This is a genomic window from Streptomyces bullii, assembly GCF_042657145.1.
In the GTDB taxonomy this organism is placed as follows: Bacteria; Actinomycetota; Actinomycetes; order Streptomycetales; family Streptomycetaceae; genus Streptomyces; species Streptomyces bullii.
Window position 1 is genome coordinate 357,739 of the sequence record NZ_JBHSNY010000009.1, and the last position, 17,567, is coordinate 375,305.

Genomic DNA, 17,567 nt, shown 5'->3' on the forward strand with positions numbered 1-17,567 from the left:
GGTGGGGGAGACCGCCATGAGCATTCCGCGGCACCTCCGCTACACCTGGGACCACGAGTGGCTGGTCGTGGACGAGGGCAATGCCACCGTCGGCATCACCGCGTTCGCGGCTGAGGCCCTCGGTGACGTCGTCCACCTCCGACTGCCCGAGGTCGGGACCTGGGTCGAGGCGGGGGAGAGCTGCGGGCAGATCGAGTCACGAAACGCCGTCAGCGGCCTGTACGCCCCCGCCTCGGGCCGAGTCCTGGAAGTCAACCCCGCGCTGGCCGACAACCCCGGCGTCGTCAACGCCGCCCCCTACACCGGCGGCTGGCTGTTCCGGCTGCGGGTCGAGAACATCGCCGGCGCGCTGACCCCAGATGCCTATGCCGCCCACTGCGCCCACACCCAAGGAGACCGCCGATGACCCTGTTCAACCAGCCCCTGCACGAGCTCGACCCGGAGGTGGCCGCCGCGGTCGACGCCGAGCTGGAGCGTCAGCAGTCGACCCTGGAGATGATCGCCTCCGAGAACTTCGCGCCCGTCGCCGTGCTGGAGGCGCAGGGTTCGGTGCTGACCAACAAGTACGCCGAGGGCTACCCGGGCCGTCGTTACTACGGTGGCTGTGAGCACGTCGACGTCGCCGAGCAGATCGCCATCGACCGGGTCAAGGAGCTGTTCGGCGCCGAGTACGCCAACGTCCAGCCCCACTCCGGCGCTTCGGCCAACCAGGCGGCTCTGTTCGCGCTGGCCCAGCCCGGCGACACGATCCTGGGGCTGGACCTGGCTCATGGCGGCCACTTGACCCACGGCATGAAGATCAATTTCTCCGGCAAGCAGTTCAACGTCGTTCCGTACCACGTGGACACGGAGACCGGTCTGGTCGACATGGCGGAACTGGAGCGGCTCGCCAAGGAGCACCGGCCGAAGGTGATCATCGCGGGCTGGTCGGCGTACCCGCGGCAGCTGGACTTCGCCGAGTACCGGCGGGTCGCCGACGAGGTCGGCGCGTACCTGTGGGTGGACATGGCGCACTTCGCCGGTCTGGTCGCGGCCGGCCTGCACCCGAACCCGGTGCCGTACGCGGACGTGGTCACCTCCACCACGCACAAGACCCTCGGCGGGCCGCGCGGCGGGATCATCCTCGCTCGCAGCACGGACTTCGCGAGGAAGCTGAACTCGTCGGTCTTCCCGGGTTTCCAGGGCGGCCCGCTGGAGCATGTGATCGCGGCCAAGGCGGTCTCCTTCAAGGTCGCCGCGTCGGAGGAGTTCAAGGAGCGCCAGCGCCGCACGGTCGAGGGCGCGCAGATCCTCGCCGAGCGGCTGACCGCGTCGGATGCCCGTGAAGCCGGGGTGAACGTGCTGTCCGGCGGCACCGACGTGCACCTGATCCTGGTCGACCTGCGCCAGTCGGAGCTGGACGGGCAGCAGGCCGAGGACCGCCTCCACGAGGTCGGCATCACGGTCAACCGCAACGCCGTCCCGAACGACCCGCGCCCGCCGATGGTGACGTCAGGCCTGCGCATCGGCACCCCGGCTCTGGCCACCCGCGGCTTCCAGGCCGAGGACTTCGCCGAGGTCGCCGACGTCATCGCCGAGGCGCTCAAGCCGTCCTACGACGCCGAAGCGCTCAAGGCCCGGGTCACGGCCCTGGCCGACAAGCACCCGCTGTACCCCGGCCTGTGACCGACAACCTCCCCGCAGGGGCGTGCCGTGACCGTTCGTCGCGCCCCACCCATCCCACCGGAGTATGGCGTGGCAATCAGCGTCTTCGACCTGTTCTCCATCGGCATCGGCCCGTCCAGCTCGCACACCGTCGGCCCGATGCGCGCCGCCGGCATGTTCGTGGCCAGGCTGAAGCAGGACGGCGTGCTCGCCCAGACCGCCACGGTACGGGCGGAGCTGTTCGGCTCCCTCGGAGCCACCGGCCACGGCCACGGCACACCCAAGGCGGTGCTGCTCGGCCTGGAGGGCAACGAACCGCACACGGTCGACGTCGCGCAGGCCGACCTGGACGTCGAGCGGATCCGCGGCACCGGACGCATCCGCCTCCTCGGTGCCGAGATCGGCCCGGCCCACGAGATCGGCTTCGACGTCTCGACGCAGCTGGTCCTGCACCGTCGGCGCTCGCTGCCGTACCACGCCAACGGCATGATCCTCTTCGCCTACGACGCCGACGGCGTGCCGCTGCTGGAGAAGGCGTACTACTCGGTGGGCGGTGGCTTCGTCGTGGACGAGGACGCGGTCGGCGCGGACCGGATCAAGCCCGACGACACGGTGCTGACCCACCCGTTCCGCACGGGCGACGAACTGCTGCGCCTGACGAAGGAGACCGGCCTGTCGATCTCCGCGCTGATGCTGGAGAACGAGAAGGCCTGGCGCACCGAGGAGGAGATCCGCGCGGGACTGCTGGAGATCTGGCGGGTCATGCAGGCCTGCGTCTGCCGGGGTCTGGGCCGCGAGGGCATCCTTCCCGGTGGCCTGAAGGTCCGTCGTCGGGCCGCGGCGGCGGCTCGGGCCCTGCGCAGCGAGGGGGACCGGGCGGGCCGCGCGATGGAGTGGGTGACCCTCTACGCGATGGCGGTGAACGAGGAGAACGCGGCGGGCGGCCGTGTCGTCACCGCTCCGACGAACGGCGCGGCGGGCATCATCCCCGCCGTCCTGCACTACTACCTCGACTTCGTGCCCGGTGCCGACGAGGACGGAATCGTCCGCTTCCTGCTCGCCGCCGGGGCGATCGGCATGCTCTTCAAGGAGAACGCTTCCATCTCCGGCGCCGAGGTCGGCTGCCAGGGCGAGGTCGGCTCCGCCTGCTCCATGGCCGCCGGAGGGCTCGCCGAGGTCCTCGGCGGCAGCCCCGAACAGGTCGAGAACGCCGCCGAGATCGGCATGGAACACAACCTCGGCCTGACCTGCGATCCGGTCGGCGGCCTGGTCCAGATCCCGTGCATCGAACGCAACGGCATGGCCGCGGTCAAGGCGGTGACGGCCGCCCGGATGGCGCTGCGCGGCGACGGCCGCCACCACGTCTCCCTCGACAAGGTCATCAAGACCATGAAGGAGACCGGCGCCGACATGAAGGTCAAGTACAAGGAGACCGCCCGCGGCGGCCTGGCCGTCAACGTCATCGAGTGCTGAGGCACCGGACGAAGCGGGACAGGGGCGAAGCAGGAGAAAGGGCCGCAGCCATGCTCATCGACACCTACGGTCGCGTCGCCACCGACCTGCGGGTCTCGCTCACCGATCGGTGCAACCTGCGCTGCACGCGCCGCATGCCGGAAGCGGGCCTGCCGTGGCTGCCCAGGCCCGATCTGCTCACGGACGACGAGGTCGTGCGGCCGGTCCGGGTCGCGGTCACTCACCTCGGCGCCGAGGAGATCCGCTTCACCGGCGGCGAGCCGCTGCTGCGCCCCGGTCTCGTCGGGATCGTCGAGCGGTGCGCCGCTCTCGCACCGCGCCCCAGGCTGTCGCTGACCACCAACGGCATCGACCTGGGGCGGACCGCCGAAGCCCTCGAACGCGCCGGCCTGGACCGGGTCATCTCGCCGGACACACCGCGGCCCGCCGCCGCACCTCGTAGTGGCGGTCCCGCCGGGTCACCTGGCCGCGGCTCGCTCCGGCGGGCTCACCCCGGTGAAGGCCAGCGCCGTCCTGATGCCCGGACCGAACGACGACGAAGCACCCGAACTGCTCGCCTGGGCCATGGAGAACGACTACGAACTCCGGTTCATCGAGCAGATGCCGCTCGACGCCCAGCACGGCTGGCGACGCGACGGCATGGTCACCGCCGGGGACATCCTGGAGAGCCTGAGCAGCCGCTTCACGCTCACTTTCGAGCCGGACGAGGCACGCGGTTCCGCGCCGGCCGAACGCTGGCTCGTCGACGGCGGCCCGGCCCGGGTCAGCGTCATCGCCTCCGTCACCCGCCCCATTTGGCCGCGCCTGCGACCGCACCCGGCTCACCGCCGACGGCCAGGTGCGCACCTGCCTGTTCGCCCGGGAGGAGTTCGACCTGCGCGGGGCGTTGCGCTCCGCGGCGCCGGACGAGGAGATCGCGGGGCTGTGGGAGCGCGCGATGTGGGGGAAGAAGGCCGGTTCCGGCCTCGACGAGCCGTCCTTCCTCCAGCCCGACCGGCCGATGTCGGCCATCGGGGGCTGGCGCCCCGGGCGTAGAGCGCAGCGACGTCCACAGACAGAACCTGGAGTGAGGCCATGGGACGGGTCACTGAGCGACGGCGCGTCGTCCGGGTGCGCAACGGTGCCGTGAGCACGCGCCCGGACACGCTGGTGTCGGAGGAGCCACTGGAGATCCGACTCTGCGGCAAGCCGCTGGCGATCACCATGCGCACGCCCGGGGACGACTTCGCGCTCGCCGCCGGGTTCCTGGTGAGCGAGGGCGTCGTGGGCCGGGCCGAGGAGGTGGCGACCATCGTGTACTGCGCGGGCGCGACGCAGGACGGCTCGAACACCTACAACGTGGTCGACGTGCAGCTCGCCACCGGCGTTCCGGTGCCCGACATCACGCTCGAGCGGAACGTGTACACCACGTCGTCGTGCGGACTGTGCGGGAAGGCGAGCCTGCACGCCGTACGGACCACGGCGCGGTGGCCGATCGCCGACACGCCCCAGGTCCGGGTCACCCCCGATCTGCTGGCTGCCCTGCCCGACCGACTGCGGGCCGCCCAGAGGGTGTTCGAGCGGACCGGTGCACTGCATGCAGCCGGACTGTTCTCGCCCGAGGGCGAACTGCTGGACCTGCGGGAGGACGTCGGCCGACACAACGCCGTCGACAAGCTGATCGGCCGCGCGTTCCAGTCCGGCCGACTGCCGCTGTCGCGCAGCATTCTGCTGGTCTCCGGGCGGGCCTCCTTCGAGCTGGCGCAGAAGGCGGTCATGGCGGGCATCCCGGTCCTGGCGGCGGTCTCGGCACCGTCCTCCCTCGCCGTGGACCTGGCCGCGGAGACCGGGCTGACGCTCGTCGGCTTCCTGCGCGGCGGCTCGATGAATGTGTACGCCGGCGAGCAGCGCCTCGATCTGCGAGGCAGGGCGACGGCAGGAGCCGGTACGTGACCCGGCTCGAAGGCCTCCACAGCCGCACGCTGGTCGGCCCGCCCCGGCTGCGGCCACCCGACGCCCGCCACCGCCCCCGCCGTGTCGCGATGCTCAGCGTGCACACCTCACCGTTGCATCAGCCCGGCACCGGAGACGCCGGCGGGATGAACGTCTACATCGTGGAGCTCGCCAAGCGCCTTGCCACGATCGGCATCGAGGTGGAGATCTTCACTCGGGCCACCTCCGCCGTACTCCCGCCGAGGGTCGAACTCGCGCCCGGCGTCCTGGTCCGGCACGTCGACGCGGGCCCCTACGAGGGACTGGCCAAGGAGGATCTGCCCGCCCAGCTGTGTGCCTTCGGGCACGGCGTGACGCAGGCCTGGGCCGGCCGGCAGCCCGGCCACTACGACCTGGTCCACTCCCACTACTGGCTCTCCGGCCACGTCGGCCGCCTCGTCGCCGAACGCTGGGGCGTCCCGCTCGTCCACGCCATGCACACCATGGCCAAGGTCAAGAACGCCGCCCTTGCCGAGGGCGACACACCCGAGCCCGCGGCCCGCGTGCTCGGCGAGACCCACGTCGTACGGGCCGCCGACCGCTTGCTAGCGAACACTCAGAAGGAGGCGGAGGAACTCCTCCGCCACTACGGCGCCGACACCGGCCGAGTCGCCGTCGTCCACCCCGGTGTCAACCTGGAACGCTTCCGACCCGACGCCCGTGGTGTCGAGGCCGGCCGGGCTGCGGCGCGGTCCCGCCTCGGCCTCCCGCAGAACGCGCTGATCCCCCTGTTCGTAGGCCGCATACAGCCGTTGAAGGCGCCGGACGTCCTGCTGCGCGCGGTGGCCGGACTGTTGGAGGAGCGGCCGTGGCTGCGTGAGCGGATCGTGGTGCCGGTCGTGGGCGGGCCCAGCGGCAGCGGCCTGGCCAAACCGGAAGGGCTGCAGAAACTGGCGGCCTGCCTCGGCATCTCGGACGTCGTGCTGTTCCGGCCGCCGGTCGGCCAGGACCAGCTCGCCGACTGGTACCGGGCGGCGTCCGTGCTCGTCATGCCGTCCCGCAGCGAGTCCTTCGGCCTGGTGGCCGTCGAGGCGCAGGCCTGCGGCACCCCGGTGATCGCCGCCGAGGTCGGAGGCCTGCCGGTGGCCGTACGGGACGGGGTGAGCGGCGTCCTCGTACCCGGGCACGACCCGGCGGACTACGCACGGGCGCTGTACGGCTTCGCCGCCGACCCGGCCCGCCTCGCCCGCATGAGCGAGGCCGCGGTGCGGCACGCCCGGTCCTTCGGCTGGGCCACGGCCGCGGCGGCGACCGCGGACGTGTACACGGCGGCCCTGCACGAGCGCGGACTTCTGGCGGTGGCCAGCCGGCCCGCACGGCGCGATCCCGCGAGGGGAGACCGCGCGCCCGTCGGCCGTGGTGTTGGAGCAGCGGGGAGGTGACCGTCCCCGCCGCCACCCGGCACGGCTCGCCGGGAGCCGACGGACTCCCACGACGGTACGGTCCGGTCGCTCAGGGAAGCGCCTGCAGGCAGCCGTCATTGATCTGCCGGCGCAGCAGCAACTTCTGGATCTTCCCGATAGCGTTGGCCGGGAGCGGGTTCGGCGTCGGGCAGTGGGAGAGGGTGTAGGTGCGGGTGCTGCGGTACGGCATGGCGCAGCTGGACGTGTGACGCACCGGCAGTTCGAGTACGTCATCCGGGACCTGATGCGCCGGGCCGGTCGCCCTGTCGCCGAACAGGTCGGTGGCCAGGGCGACCTGGGCGCGGACGTGAAGGCCACCGACCCCTACGGGGGGCGCTGGGTGCTCCATGGAACCTCACCATGCGGCAGCTCGCCCCGCTCTTCGGATGCTCACCTGCCACCGTCTGCCGTGTCATCCAGCGTCTGCGACCATACGCCCGGTCAGCGGGGTGCGGCATCTGCGTTGAGATGCACGACGTGCGGACCCGGAGCTGCCCGGACGGCACCGGCCTGCTTCTCCCACACCGCCGTGAACGCGGCCAGGCCGAACTACCAGCTTGGAAAGAGGAGCACAATGCTTCCCACCGCAAGGTCCGAACCTGGGTCGAGCACGTCTTGGCGCGGATGAAGGCTTGGGAGATCCTACGTGACTGCCGTCTGACAGGCGACGGCGTGCACGCCGCCATGCTCGGCATCGCCCGGCTGCACAACCTCGCCCTCTCGGGGTAACCCCCGGTCAGCGCCGCTGGCTTGCGCGACGGCATCGGTGGAAACGGTGGGCGTTATGGCTCTGGCCTGTGCAGATACTCTCCTCGCCGGGTGGTCGGCGAGTTGTTGGATCGCGCCGATGTTGCCCGCGGTTGTCCGCTCTTATGGACACGCTGTGGGCATGGCGCCGGCTCAGGAGTGCGGGAGCCGCGCTCGGTGGCTGACGGACGACCGAGCCTTGGCAGCGGGAACTGGTCGGAAGGGCACCGCTGCGGGAGCATACGGGCGGAGGCTTCAGCATCTCCTTGGGGTGAACGGGGCCGTGAGTGCCGCTTCCCAGCCCCACGCTTGACACAACGTCCGAACATCGTGCCCGCAACGGACAGATCACGCGTGGGCTCCGTGCGGGGCGTCGGAGATATTCGATGGACCGCAACAGTCGCACGATCCACGCCGCCGGTGCAGGCCCGTTCGAGCATCATGCCCGGGCAAGGCCAATCCGGTGATTGCCGAGGTCGCCAATCAGGTCGCCTTCGAGATGATCGGCACGACGTCACCACCACCATGGCGGCGGAGGCCGGACAGCACCCCCCACGCCTTCGAGCCGATCATCCGGCACTTCGTGTCGGAATCCACACCCACCTGTGCGCCGCCTTTCTGACCCTCGCTGAGCGGTGCGTCGACGGCATCACCGCAACACGGAGGCGCGGGGGCGGGCGTCGAGAGCTGTATCGGCCTGGTGACCGCCCAACCCGAACACATCGGATCCACGGAGGCCAACACATCGCCAAGCAGGCCCTCGCCGCCGGCTGGTCCGTGGCCTAACTCGCTCAGAAGAAGGGCCTGTTGCCCGCGCGGAAAGGCTCGCCGACCTGTTGGGCGCCGAGACCGTGGCTGGCAGCCGTCAGGCCCTGGTCCGAGATGCGCGATGAGCCTGGTCGAACTCGGCCCGGTGACGCTTGGTATGTCCGCTCCCGATTCGCGTCGTTCCCGAAACCAGTAGAGGAAAAGCATGTCGCTCCTGAAGACCATCGATACCGATCCCTCCTTCGCACCCCGCGAGTCCGGCCCGCTGCCGGAACGTCTGATCTCCGGCAATCCGACTTACAAGACCTGGGCCCAGGACGCCGCCCGCGGGGAAACGATCAATACGGGCGTCTGGGAAGCCACGCCCGGCGAGACGCGCTCGATCAAGGGCGAGACCTTCGAGTTCTGCCACATCCTTTCCGGCGTCGTCGAAATAACGCCGGAAGGTGGCGAGCCGGTGGTCTACAAGGCAGGCGACAGCTTTCTCATGAAGCCGGGCTTCGTCGGTGTCTGGAAGACCATCGAAACCGTGCGCAAGATCTACCTGACCGTGTCGTAACGCCGGTGCCGCAGGGCACGATCGTCGTCGAGCCCTTCAGCGAGGGCACCTGTCCAGAAGGCGCATGTCCTCGATGCCTGAGGCACGCGCCGTGGCAGAAGTCCAGCTCAGCGATGCGTTATGAGGCGATGAGACCGGCGGCTGCCGCCCGGCTGCGTCCGTACTGCTCGGCGTCGCTACGCAGAAAGAAGGCGGGCGCACGGAGAGTCCCGGATCGAACAGCCGGGCGCCCAGCCGCGCGGCATCGGCGGGGCGGCGGCCTGGGCCGACGCCTCCGGCCTGATGACAGCGCCGGTCGAGGACAGCGGTGTGTCCCTCCAGGAGCCGGTGCTGCGGGTAGCGGCGGGCGAGTACCTCCCGGTCCAAGACCTCGTGATCCAGCCCACGGATGGAGAGGAGGAGGTGCATGGACGGTGAGGCGGTCTCTCCCATCACGAGCCTGCCGCTGCGGCGTCGCAGCGGCAGCCTCGACCGAGGCAGGGCTCATGGCACGGCAGGTGGAGCACTGCTCCACCCTTGCGACCACGGCTCTCCTGGACGCCGTCTGGATGGGTCGCAGGACGCTGCGGGGCTTGTCCTCGTACGGGTCTACGGAATCGGCGCTTCCCCTGATCATGCGCTGGGGTAATTCTGCATGACGCTCTTCGCGTGCTCACGTGCTCACGTGCTCACGTGCTCACGTGCTCACGTGCTCACGTGTATCGCGCGTAGCGCGCTGTGGGAGCTGAGCCAGCCGACCGGCCTGCCGTGCTTGGGGTCCAGAACTGGTACGCCGGTGCTCGCCGTCGAGAGAAGGGCGTGCAGGGCGGCCCTGGCGAGGGGCTGGTCGGTCGTGACGGGGGCGGGACGCTCGGCAAGCCCTGCCACCGTTGCCGGGACGGCGTCCGGCTGCTCCGTCAGTGCCTCGGCGACCGCCCGGGCGGTGACGACACCCACGTAGTGCCCGGAGGCGTCGGCCACCGGCAGTGCCCCGTATCCGGAAAGGCTCAGCAGGTCGGCGGCGTCCGTGAGCCCGGTCGACGCCGGCAGCGGCGAGGGCAGGGGATCCATGACGGAGCCCACATGCTGGGTTCCGATCCAGGCGCCAGAGGCGGGGCCTTCCAAGTCGATGCCCCGGCGGCGCAGTTTGAGGGTGTAGATCGTGTCGCCCGACAGCAGGCGGCTGACGGTGGTGGCCAGCACGATCGCCAGCATCAGCGGCAGGATGATCGAGTACTTTCCGGTCAGCTCGAACATGATCACCACGGCAGTGATCGGCGCCCGGGCGGCGCCGGCGAAGACCGCTCCCATGCCCACCAGCGCGTACGCCCCTACGGAGCCGGCGGTCGCGGGCATCAGGTGGTGGACGCCCGTTCCGTAGGCGGCACCGAGCATCGCCCCGATGAACAGGCTGGGGGCGAACACCCCGCCCGAGCCGTCGATACCGATGGTCAGGCTGGTCGCCAGCATCTTGCCCACGAGCATCAGCAGCAGGAAGGCGACCGCATACCCGCCCGCCGTCGCCTTCTCCAGCACCGGGTAGCCGACGCCGTACATCTCCGGCAGCCAGAGCAGGAGCAGACCCAGCGCCAGCCCGCCGGCCGCGGGACGCAGCCACTCCGGGCCGCGCCAGAGCCAGTCGCAGGCGTCCTCGATCAGATACAGCAGCCGGGCGAAGCCCACGCCGACCACCGCGGCGATACTCCCCAGCAGGGCGAACAGGCCGTCCTGGGTGAGATGGCCGACGTGGAAGGCCGGAAGGGTCAGGAAGGCCACGTCACCGAAGGCGGCCCGGCCGATCACGCTCGCGGTGACGCTGGCCAGCACGAAGGCACCGAACGCCTCCGCCGTGAAGGTGCCCAGGACCAGACCCATGGCGAAGAAGACACCGGCCAGTGGTGCGTTGAAGGTCGCGGCGATGCCGCCCGCTGCGCCGCATGCGACCAGCAGCTTCATGCGGTCCTCGGTCACCTTCGTCACCCGCCCCAGGGTGGAGCCGAGGGCGGAACCGATCTGCACGATCGGCCCCTCGCGGCCCACCGAGCCGCCGGATCCGATGGTCAGCGCAGAGGCGAGAGTCTTCACCACGGCCGCCTTCGGGCTGATGCGGCCACCGCGCTGAGCGACCGCCAGCATCACCTCCGGCACGCCGTGACCGCGCGCCTCCTTGGCGAACCGGTGCGTCTGTTGGTCCCTTGCCATCCGAGCTTGGCGAGGAGTTCGGTGCAAGCCTGCTCACAGCTTCGGCACCTCCGCGCAGACGCGGCAGTGCTCATGGGCGCTCGCGTGACTGCCGCACTCCTCGGCGCACGCCTTGCAGGCTGTGGCGCACGCCTGCAGGATCGCGGGCTGATGTTCGCGTCGTAGCCCGTGTGGCGGGACAGTACCGACGCCGTGGTGTTGCAGATGTCGGCGCAGTCCATGTTCGTGCGGATGCACTTCGTCAGCTCCTCCACCATGCCTTCGGACAGGCACGCGTCCGCACAGGCCGTACACGCCTGCGCGCAGGCGATGCACTCCTCGATGCACTTCGCCATCGCCTCGCGGTCCACACCGCCCGGGTCGGCAGGGTAGGCGTCGAGCATCTCCTTGACGGAGGTGGTCATGGTCATCGTCTCCCAAGCATTGACGTGGGCTGTGGGACGCTCTTAGCCCGCCACAGCGCTTCGCTGGACTTCTCCAGCTACGCGGAGAAGCGGAAACTGATCCACCTGGCGATTCGTCTTGGGTAACGAGCCGAGCGGATGGGAAGCCAGGTGGAGCGAGCGGACAGCGGTGTGACGTCGACGGGAAAGGCAGCAGTGCCCCGGTGGGCGCGGCGCTGGGTCGGGCCGTGGGTTCCGGGCGAGGGCGGAAAGGGGGATGCAAGGCGCCGGTGGGTCTGGACGCGGGGGCGGGTGCCCGCCGCGTCCGCGGTGCTGACGGCCGGGCTGCTGGCGTTCCACCGGGCGGTGCCCAACTCCGCGGGCCGCCTGGGCAGTTTGTTGGAAACCTTCCTGCCGTGGCTTGGCCTGGTGGTCCTGGTACTGCTCGGTCTGACCCTGCTGCGCCGTTCAACCATCGCCCTGGTGGCCCTGCTCCTGCCGGTGGCGGCCTGGACGTACCTCTTCGGCGGGCTGCTCCTGCCCGGGGCGAAGTCTGGCCCGCACGACCTGGCCGTGGTGCAGCACAACGTCAGCGACGAGAACACCGACCCGGCGGGCACGGCCCGCGCCCTGGCCGACGCCGGGCCCGATCTCATCGCGCTGCAGGAGCTGGTGCCCCCGGCGCTGCCGGTTTACGAGAAGACTCTCGCCCCGGATTACCCGTACCACGCGGTGAGGGGCACCGTCGGACTGTGGTCGAAGCATCCGCTCACCGATGCCCGGCTACTGGACATCAAACCGCAGGGAATCGCGGGACCATGGAGTCGCGGACTGCGGAGCGTGGTCCACACGCCGCACGGCGAGATCGCGGCGTACGTCGCGCACCTGCCCTCGGTCCGCATCCGGGCGAGCGGCCTCGCATCCTCCTGGCGCGACGAGAGTGCCCGCTTGCTGGGCAAGGCCGTCGCTGCCGAGCAGTTGAAAACGGTGATCTTGCTGGGCGACCTCAACGGCACGGTCGACGACCGCGGGCTGGCCCCGCTGACCTCACGGATGAACGTTGCGGAGCGGGGTTTCGCCTTCAGCTTCCCCGCCGCCTTCCCGCTGGCCCGGATCGACCAGGTCATGGCCTGCTCAGCAACCGTCGCCCACATCCGCACTCTGCCCGCCACCGGCAGCGACCATCTGCCGGTCGCCGCCCAGATCACACTGCGATGAAGGAGCGGTCTCACTGCCAACAAGCCTGCTATGTGACACCTATCGGGCTTCGGCCCACCCCACCATCAAGATCACGATCTACCGGTGTCGCGCGGCAGGCGTGCCCGACGCCCTCAACTGGTCGTCCACGGCCTTCACCGGCACAGTCTTCGACGGGCTCAACGGCCTCGCGCTCGGCCACCTTCTCACTGCTCATCGATGCATGTTCCATGATCAGGAGTTACACCGAACGATTAACAGTGTCACGCAGGTCCTTCGCTTCCCTCTGTCCGCCTCCGAGCGGGGTGTGCGGCCCGTGGTGCGGCGGGGATCAGTCCACGTTCACAGCCTGCCAAAGCTGGCTGTCGGCGTTCGTGTCCGTCCTCTGCACGAGCTGAGCGCCTGCTGTCGTCGAGGAGTCGGAGACCGCGAGCAGCTTGCCGCTGTTCACGTGTTGATCTTGTAATAGCCGTTTCCGTTGGATGACGTTGGCTCCGGCGGACGTCGACGTACCTGAGACATCGATCGCCTTGGCGCTCTTCTTATTGAGAATCTTGTAGTTGGCGTTCGTGGCGGGGAACGAGATGGAGACGAACGCGTCCAGCGCGCAGACGGTGTTGGGAGGGGCCGTGTTCTTCTTCTCGAAGAGCGGCACCTGCTTCATCACCGTCGAGGCGTAGGCGTCGAACGCCCGCGGGCCTCGCCGTCGGCCGGCCAGCAGGCCGGGCTGCGCCACCACGCGCCCACCTACACCGCACCGGACCACGCAGTCCGAGGCGGACGTTCTGCACACTGGTCCCCGACAACGGGAGCGCTCAATCGGCGAAGCCATGGGACTCGGCTGTACCCGACAAGGGCGTGAGCACTACCAGTACCGGACCGTCACCCACGAAGAGATCGACCGAGCGTGTCTTCGGGGACCTGAGGTTCAGGCCCACCCGGTCGTCGCGGGCGCGCCTCGCGCGGGTCTCCGTGGAGACGGCCTCGCCGGCCCACCGGACGAGATCGGTGTTCCAGGTCGCACCGAGGCCGACCGCCTGGGCGAGGACGGTGGCCTGGCCCATCCAGGCGACGCGCTGCAGGGCCTCCTGGCCGGAGTGGAAGGCCGCGATGCCCAGGCGCTCGACGGCGGGCGTGAACTGATGCAGCCATCCCATCTTTTCGTCGAGGTTGAGCCGCTACAGAAGGTCGTCGATGCGCGCGCGAACGCCAGCTGTGAGCGCGGAACGGCGGTGGTGCATGCGCCATGTGTGGCAGACACGTGGGATTCCCTTGAGGTGGATCGGAGAGTGCTTTCGAAGCGCTTCGATGCATGCCAGGGGCACTAGGAGGGCGTCAAGAGATCGACACCGTTCATCAAGCAGAGAACGTGGAGAACCTCCTCCAGCGCCTCGAAGGAATCTTTGAAGCGTCCCTTGTGCGCCCATGGACGTTCACTTAATCTCACAGCAACATCGAAGCGCTTCGACTGCGTAGACGTCGACAGCGATGGGATGTCCGCTTTCAGCTCAGCTGGTTGAAGTCACGCCACCGCAGCCGACGGACACCGCCAGGTGTCCGGGTGCGCCATGAAGGGTTGACGCAATGACGCCGAACGTCGCCTCCATATCCTCACAACCGAGCCGGAGAAGCTTCCTCGCCTCCACGGCGGTCGCCGCCGCAGCCGTGGCCGGTGGGATGCCGCTGCTCACCGCTTGCGGTGAGTCGGACGGCGGGTCGCGCGAGGGCACCACCTCGGGCAAGGCCGCCGACAAGCTGCTCCCGACGTACGTCGCCAGCACGATCGCCAAGCCGGACCTTCCGTCGAAGAACGGCTCGTCGGCCGGCTACATCGGCAAGGTCGACCTCGCGGCCCTCGCCTCCTCGGTGCCGGACAAGCTCGGCACCGGCGCTCCCCTCAAGATCATGTCCCCGCTCTGGGGCACTCCGCCGAAGCCCGATTGCGCGTACTACAAGGCACTCGACGCGGAAGCGGGCACCAAGATCACCTGGCAGAACCAGGACGGCAACACCTACGGTGAGAAGCTCGGGGCCGTCCTGGCCTCCAGCTCCATACCCGACATGGTGGTCGTGCCCAGCTGGGAACTGGTCGGCAAGATCTCGAGCGCGGTCACCGCGAAGTTCATGGACCTTGGCCCCTACCTGGCGGGCGACAAGGTCAAGAAGTACCCGAACCTGGCCGCGATCCCGTCCGACTCCTGGCGCATGAGCATCTTCGGCGGCGCACTGCGCGGCATCCCGATGCCCGCCGCCTCCACGCCCGGCATCGTGCCCTACTACCGCAAGGACGTCTTCGACAAGAAGGGCTACACCGTTCCCAAGTCGGCCGACGAGTTCCTCAGCTGGGCCAAGGAGGCCACCAGCGCCAAGGCCAAGGTGTGGGCCTGTGGTGACATGAGGTGGTCGGCGGCAGGCTTCTTCGGTGTCCAGCCTGCCGGGACGCTCGGCTGGAACATCGGGGACGACGGCAGGCTGACGTACCGCATCGAGCATCCTGAGTACCTCGAACATCTGGAGTGGGTCCGCAAGCTGTTCGCCGCGGGCGTGGTCCATCCCGACGACAAAGCAAACACGGGCGACGCGAGCCAGCGGTTCACCGCCGGGCAGATCCTGGTCTTCAACGGCGACATGTCCGCCTGGTACGGCAAGACCACCGAACAGGCCCAGTCCAACCCGGACTTCCAGATCGAGGGCATGGACTACTTCGCCGCCGACGGGGGCAACCCGACGCTGTACGCCGCCCAGCCCGCCGGCATCTGGTCGATGATCCGCAAGGGCGCCTCGAAGGAGACGATCGAGAACGCGCTGGCCGCCGCCAACTTCGCAGCAGCACCCTATGGCACCAAGGAGCGGATGTTCGTCGACTACGGCGTCGAGGGCACCCACTACACGGTCAAGAACGGCGTCCCGATCAAGAACGATCGGGGTATCCAGGAGGTGAACAACGCCTGGGTGCTGCTGGCGGCCCCGGCTCCCTACACCGCCCACCCCGACTTCCCCGAGATCGCCCGCAAGCAGGTCGAGTGGCAGCAGCGGCAGGGTGCCTTCGTCAAGAAGACGACCACGTACGGGATGAACATCGTCGAGCCGAGCCGCTACGCCACCCTCTCCAGCCAGTTCGAACAGCTGGAGATCGACTTCGTGCGCGGCAACAAGAAGCTGTCCGACATACAGCAGGCCATCTCCACCTGGAAGTCCTCCGGCGGCGACAAGCTGCGCGACTGGTACAAGCAGCTCCTCGACAAGAACGGCAGTGGCAACTGATGTCCCTCACGGCCGGAAGCAGGCCCGACGGGACCCGTCCCCCCGTGGCCGTCGAGGAACCGGCGGCCGCGGTCGCCGCAGCCACCGCGAAGGAGAGCGTGCCGCGCAGGGCCGGCAAGGCGGGCAGGGTTCCCGTCCGCGTCCGGTGGGGCCGCGACCGCGCGCTCGTCCTGATGACCCTGCCCGTCATCGTCCTGCTCGTGCTCTTCAACTACGTCCCGCTGCTCGGCAACGTCGTCGCCTTCCAGGACTACGACCCGTACGTCGCCGGCAACGGCATCACGGCGATCTTCCACAGCCCCTGGGTGGGCGTGGAGCAGTTCTCGCGGATGATCGACGACCCGCTGTTCTGGAGCGCCGCGAAGAACACCATCGTTCTGTTCGTGCTCCAACTGGTGTTCTTCTTCCCGGTCCCCATCGCCCTCGCGCTGGTCATCAACAGCGTGATCCGGCCCCGCGTGCGGGCCGTGGCGCAGGCGATCATGTACCTGCCGCACTTCTTCTCATGGGTCCTCGTGGTCACCGTCTTCCAGCAGATCCTCGGCGGCGCGGGCATCATCGCGCAGACCCTGGAGAAGTACGGGTGGAGCGGCTTCGACCTGATGACCGACGCGGACCTCTTCAAGTTCCTGGTCATCGGGCAGGCCGTGTGGAAGGACGCCGGCTGGGGGATCATCGTCTTCCTCGCCGCCCTGTCCGCCGTCAGCACCGATCTGTACGAGGCCGCCGCCATGGACGGCGCCGGACGCTGGCGCCGCATGTGGCACGTCACGCTGCCCGCTCTGCGCCCGGTGATCGCGCTGCTGCTGGTGCTGCGGGTGGGCGACGCGCTGAGCGTCGGCTTCGAGCAGTTCCTGCTCCAGCGGTACGCGGTCGGCGCGGGAGCCAGCGAGGTCCTCGACACCTACGTGTGGAACGTGGGTATCCAGAACGGCGACTTCAGCTATGCGGCCGCGGTCGGCCTCGTCAAGGGAGTCATCGGAGTGTGTCTCGTCCTGGGCGCGAACAAGGTCGCGCACCTGCTGGGCGAGCAGGGGGTGTACCGGAAGTGAGCCTCAACACGCAGCTCGTCCGCAGCCTGAAGGCGCCCGCCCGCCCTGTGTGGGAGGAGCCGCCGAGCAGGGCCGGACTCACCGCCAAGACCGGCTTCCTCGTGCTCTGCTGCCTGGGGGTGCTCGGTCCGCTGTGGATCGTGATCGTCACCAGCCTCTCCCCGAAGCCCGTGATCGACCGGGTCGGCGGCCTCGTCGTGATCCCCCAGGGCATCACCTTCGTCAACTACACCGAACTCCTCAGCGGCGGCCAGGTCAGCCGGGCCATCATGGTCTCGGTCGGCGTCACGCTCTTCGGCACGCTGTTCTCGATGACGGTGTCGGTGCTGGCGGCCTACGGCCTGTCCCGGCCGGGCAGTCTGGGCCACCGGTTCTTCCTGATGACCATGATGGCGACCATGTTCTTCGGGGCCGGGCTCATCCCGACGTACCTTCTGGTGCAGTCACTGGGCCTCACCGACACCTACCTGTCGCTGATCCTGCCGAGCGCGGTCAGCGTCTTCAACATCCTCGTCCTGCGGGCCTTCTTCATGGGGATCTCCCCCGAACTCACCGAGTCGGCCCGCATCGACGGGGCCGGTGACCTGCGCATCCTGCTGACCATCATCATGCCGCTGTCCCGCGCGGTACTGGCCGTCATCTCCCTGTTCTACGCGGTCGGCTACTGGAGCGCCTGGTTCAACGCCTCCATCTACCTGACCGACCAGCAGATGATGCCGCTGCAGAACGTGCTCATCCAACTGGTCCAGAAGAACACCGAGGCCCCCACCGGCCTCCAGCAGGCTGTCCGAACCGGCCAACTCTCCTCCCTGGGACTGCAGATGGCCGTCATGGTCCTGGCGCTGATCCCCGTCGCGGTAGCCTCCCCCTTCGTCCAGCGGCACTTCAAGAAGGGCATGCTCACCGGCGCGATCAAGGGCTGACG

Annotated in this window: 13 protein-coding genes and 5 pseudogenes; 13 read left to right on the forward strand and 5 right to left on the reverse strand. The window is 69.2% G+C overall.

What is annotated here, in order from left to right:
- Positions 1 to 16 precede the first annotated feature (16 nt).
- The 6 genes and pseudogenes from gcvH (at position 17) to mshA (ending at position 6,470) form a co-directional block, all read left to right on the forward strand.
- Positions 17 to 406, forward strand: coding sequence for a glycine cleavage system protein GcvH (gene gcvH / locus ACFPZJ_RS26680; protein WP_381026470.1), 390 nt, complete (start codon positions 17 to 19; stop codon positions 404 to 406).
- Positions 403 to 1,665 carry a serine hydroxymethyltransferase gene (glyA, locus tag ACFPZJ_RS26685; protein WP_381026472.1) on the forward strand — a complete coding sequence of 421 codons (1,263 nt, stop codon included), beginning with the start codon at positions 403 to 405 and terminating at the stop codon, positions 1,663 to 1,665. The genes gcvH and glyA overlap by 4 nt, the downstream gene beginning before the upstream one ends.
- Positions 1,666 to 1,734: 69 nt before the next feature.
- Positions 1,735 to 3,117 carry an L-serine ammonia-lyase gene (locus ACFPZJ_RS26690; RefSeq protein ID WP_381026475.1) on the forward strand — a complete coding sequence of 461 codons (1,383 nt, stop codon included), beginning with the start codon at positions 1,735 to 1,737 and terminating at the stop codon, positions 3,115 to 3,117.
- 50 nt (positions 3,118 to 3,167) lie between these two features.
- Positions 3,168 to 4,135, forward strand: a pseudogene (locus ACFPZJ_RS26695) (GTP 3',8-cyclase MoaA); the annotation flags it as partial.
- Positions 4,136 to 4,191: 56 nt separating this feature from the next.
- Positions 4,192 to 5,049: a formate dehydrogenase accessory sulfurtransferase FdhD gene (fdhD, locus tag ACFPZJ_RS26700; protein ID WP_381026478.1), complete on the forward strand. Its 858-nt coding sequence runs from the start codon at positions 4,192 to 4,194 to the stop codon at positions 5,047 to 5,049.
- Positions 5,046 to 6,470: a D-inositol-3-phosphate glycosyltransferase gene (mshA, locus tag ACFPZJ_RS26705; protein ID WP_381026480.1), complete on the forward strand. Its 1,425-nt coding sequence runs from the start codon at positions 5,046 to 5,048 to the stop codon at positions 6,468 to 6,470. The genes fdhD and mshA overlap by 4 nt, the downstream gene beginning before the upstream one ends.
- Before the next feature lie 70 nt (positions 6,471 to 6,540).
- On the opposite strand, the gene ACFPZJ_RS26710 is transcribed toward mshA, so the two are convergent.
- The gene (locus tag ACFPZJ_RS26710; protein ID WP_381026483.1) at positions 6,541 to 6,840 is read right to left on the reverse strand and encodes a hypothetical protein; all 300 of its coding nucleotides are present in this window, start codon (positions 6,838 to 6,840) and stop codon (positions 6,541 to 6,543) included.
- A gap of 152 nt (positions 6,841 to 6,992) precedes the next feature.
- On the opposite strand from ACFPZJ_RS26710, the pseudogene ACFPZJ_RS26715 reads away from it, so the two are divergent.
- The 3 genes and pseudogenes from ACFPZJ_RS26715 to ACFPZJ_RS26725 all read left to right on the forward strand — a co-directional run.
- Positions 6,993 to 7,220 (forward strand): annotated as a pseudogene (locus ACFPZJ_RS26715) (IS5/IS1182 family transposase); the annotation flags it as partial.
- Between the two features lie 432 nt (positions 7,221 to 7,652).
- Positions 7,653 to 8,131, forward strand: a pseudogene (gene aspA / locus ACFPZJ_RS26720) (aspartate ammonia-lyase); the annotation flags it as partial.
- A gap of 80 nt (positions 8,132 to 8,211) precedes the next feature.
- Entirely contained in the window at positions 8,212 to 8,565 is a 354-nt protein-coding gene (locus tag ACFPZJ_RS26725) for a cupin domain-containing protein (protein WP_381026485.1), read from the forward strand.
- Positions 8,566 to 9,249: 684 nt separating this feature from the next.
- Here the strand turns inward: ACFPZJ_RS26725 and ACFPZJ_RS26730 are convergent.
- Together ACFPZJ_RS26730 and ACFPZJ_RS26735 are read right to left on the reverse strand one after the other, a co-directional pair.
- Complete coding sequence (locus ACFPZJ_RS26730; RefSeq protein ID WP_381026487.1) at positions 9,250 to 10,746, reverse strand: chloride channel protein; 1,497 nt, start codon at positions 10,744 to 10,746, stop codon at positions 9,250 to 9,252.
- Positions 10,746 to 11,150: pseudogene (locus tag ACFPZJ_RS26735) on the reverse strand (four-helix bundle copper-binding protein); the annotation flags it as partial. The gene ACFPZJ_RS26730 and the pseudogene ACFPZJ_RS26735, both read right to left, overlap by 1 nt.
- A 291-nt stretch (positions 11,151 to 11,441) precedes the next feature.
- On the opposite strand from ACFPZJ_RS26735, the gene ACFPZJ_RS26740 reads away from it, so the two are divergent.
- On the forward strand, positions 11,442 to 12,347 hold the full coding sequence (locus ACFPZJ_RS26740; protein WP_381026490.1) for an endonuclease/exonuclease/phosphatase family protein: 906 nt from the start codon (positions 11,442 to 11,444) through the stop codon (positions 12,345 to 12,347).
- A gap of 310 nt (positions 12,348 to 12,657) precedes the next feature.
- Here the strand turns inward: ACFPZJ_RS26740 and ACFPZJ_RS26745 are convergent, their stop codons facing one another.
- Together ACFPZJ_RS26745 and ACFPZJ_RS26750 are read right to left on the reverse strand one after the other, a co-directional pair.
- On the reverse strand, positions 12,658 to 13,065 hold the full coding sequence (locus tag ACFPZJ_RS26745) for an RICIN domain-containing protein (RefSeq protein ID WP_381026492.1): 408 nt from the start codon (positions 13,063 to 13,065) through the stop codon (positions 12,658 to 12,660).
- A 175-nt stretch (positions 13,066 to 13,240) separates the two neighbouring features.
- Positions 13,241 to 13,483: pseudogene (locus ACFPZJ_RS26750) on the reverse strand (hypothetical protein); the annotation flags it as partial.
- Positions 13,484 to 13,910: 427 nt separating this feature from the next.
- Between ACFPZJ_RS26750 and ACFPZJ_RS26755 the strand changes: the two are divergent.
- From ACFPZJ_RS26755 to ACFPZJ_RS26765, 3 genes are read left to right on the forward strand one after another with little or no spacing between them, the layout of a single operon-like run.
- Positions 13,911 to 15,590 (forward strand): extracellular solute-binding protein, encoded by a 1,680-nt coding sequence (locus ACFPZJ_RS26755; RefSeq protein WP_381026495.1) that lies wholly within the window; start codon positions 13,911 to 13,913, stop codon positions 15,588 to 15,590.
- Positions 15,590 to 16,642 (forward strand): ABC transporter permease, encoded by a 1,053-nt coding sequence (locus ACFPZJ_RS26760; protein ID WP_381026497.1) that lies wholly within the window; start codon positions 15,590 to 15,592, stop codon positions 16,640 to 16,642. The genes ACFPZJ_RS26755 and ACFPZJ_RS26760 overlap by 1 nt, the downstream gene beginning before the upstream one ends.
- Positions 16,639 to 17,565, forward strand: a complete 927-nt coding sequence (locus tag ACFPZJ_RS26765; protein WP_381026500.1) for a carbohydrate ABC transporter permease — start codon at positions 16,639 to 16,641, stop codon at positions 17,563 to 17,565. Before ACFPZJ_RS26760 ends, ACFPZJ_RS26765 begins: the two co-directional genes overlap by 4 nt.
- Positions 17,566 to 17,567 lie beyond the last annotated feature (2 nt).

What these genes read in the sequence shown, in the direction of transcription:
- gcvH (WP_381026470.1), top strand. Translation starts at nt 17, where the DNA reads ATGAGCATTCCGCGGCACCTCCGCTACACCTGGGACCACGAGTGGCTG.
- glyA (WP_381026472.1), top strand. Translation starts at nt 403, where the DNA reads ATGACCCTGTTCAACCAGCCCCTGCACGAGCTCGACCCGGAGGTGGCC.
- fdhD (WP_381026478.1), top strand. Translation starts at nt 4,192, where the DNA reads ATGGGACGGGTCACTGAGCGACGGCGCGTCGTCCGGGTGCGCAACGGT.
- ACFPZJ_RS26710 (WP_381026483.1), bottom strand. Translation starts at nt 6,840, where the DNA reads ATGGAGCACCCAGCGCCCCCCGTAGGGGTCGGTGGCCTTCACGTCCGC.
- ACFPZJ_RS26725 (WP_381026485.1), top strand. Translation starts at nt 8,212, where the DNA reads ATGTCGCTCCTGAAGACCATCGATACCGATCCCTCCTTCGCACCCCGC.
- ACFPZJ_RS26730 (WP_381026487.1), bottom strand. Translation starts at nt 10,746, where the DNA reads ATGGCAAGGGACCAACAGACGCACCGGTTCGCCAAGGAGGCGCGCGGT.
- ACFPZJ_RS26755 (WP_381026495.1), top strand. Translation starts at nt 13,911, where the DNA reads ATGACGCCGAACGTCGCCTCCATATCCTCACAACCGAGCCGGAGAAGC.
- ACFPZJ_RS26760 (WP_381026497.1), top strand. Translation starts at nt 15,590, where the DNA reads ATGTCCCTCACGGCCGGAAGCAGGCCCGACGGGACCCGTCCCCCCGTG.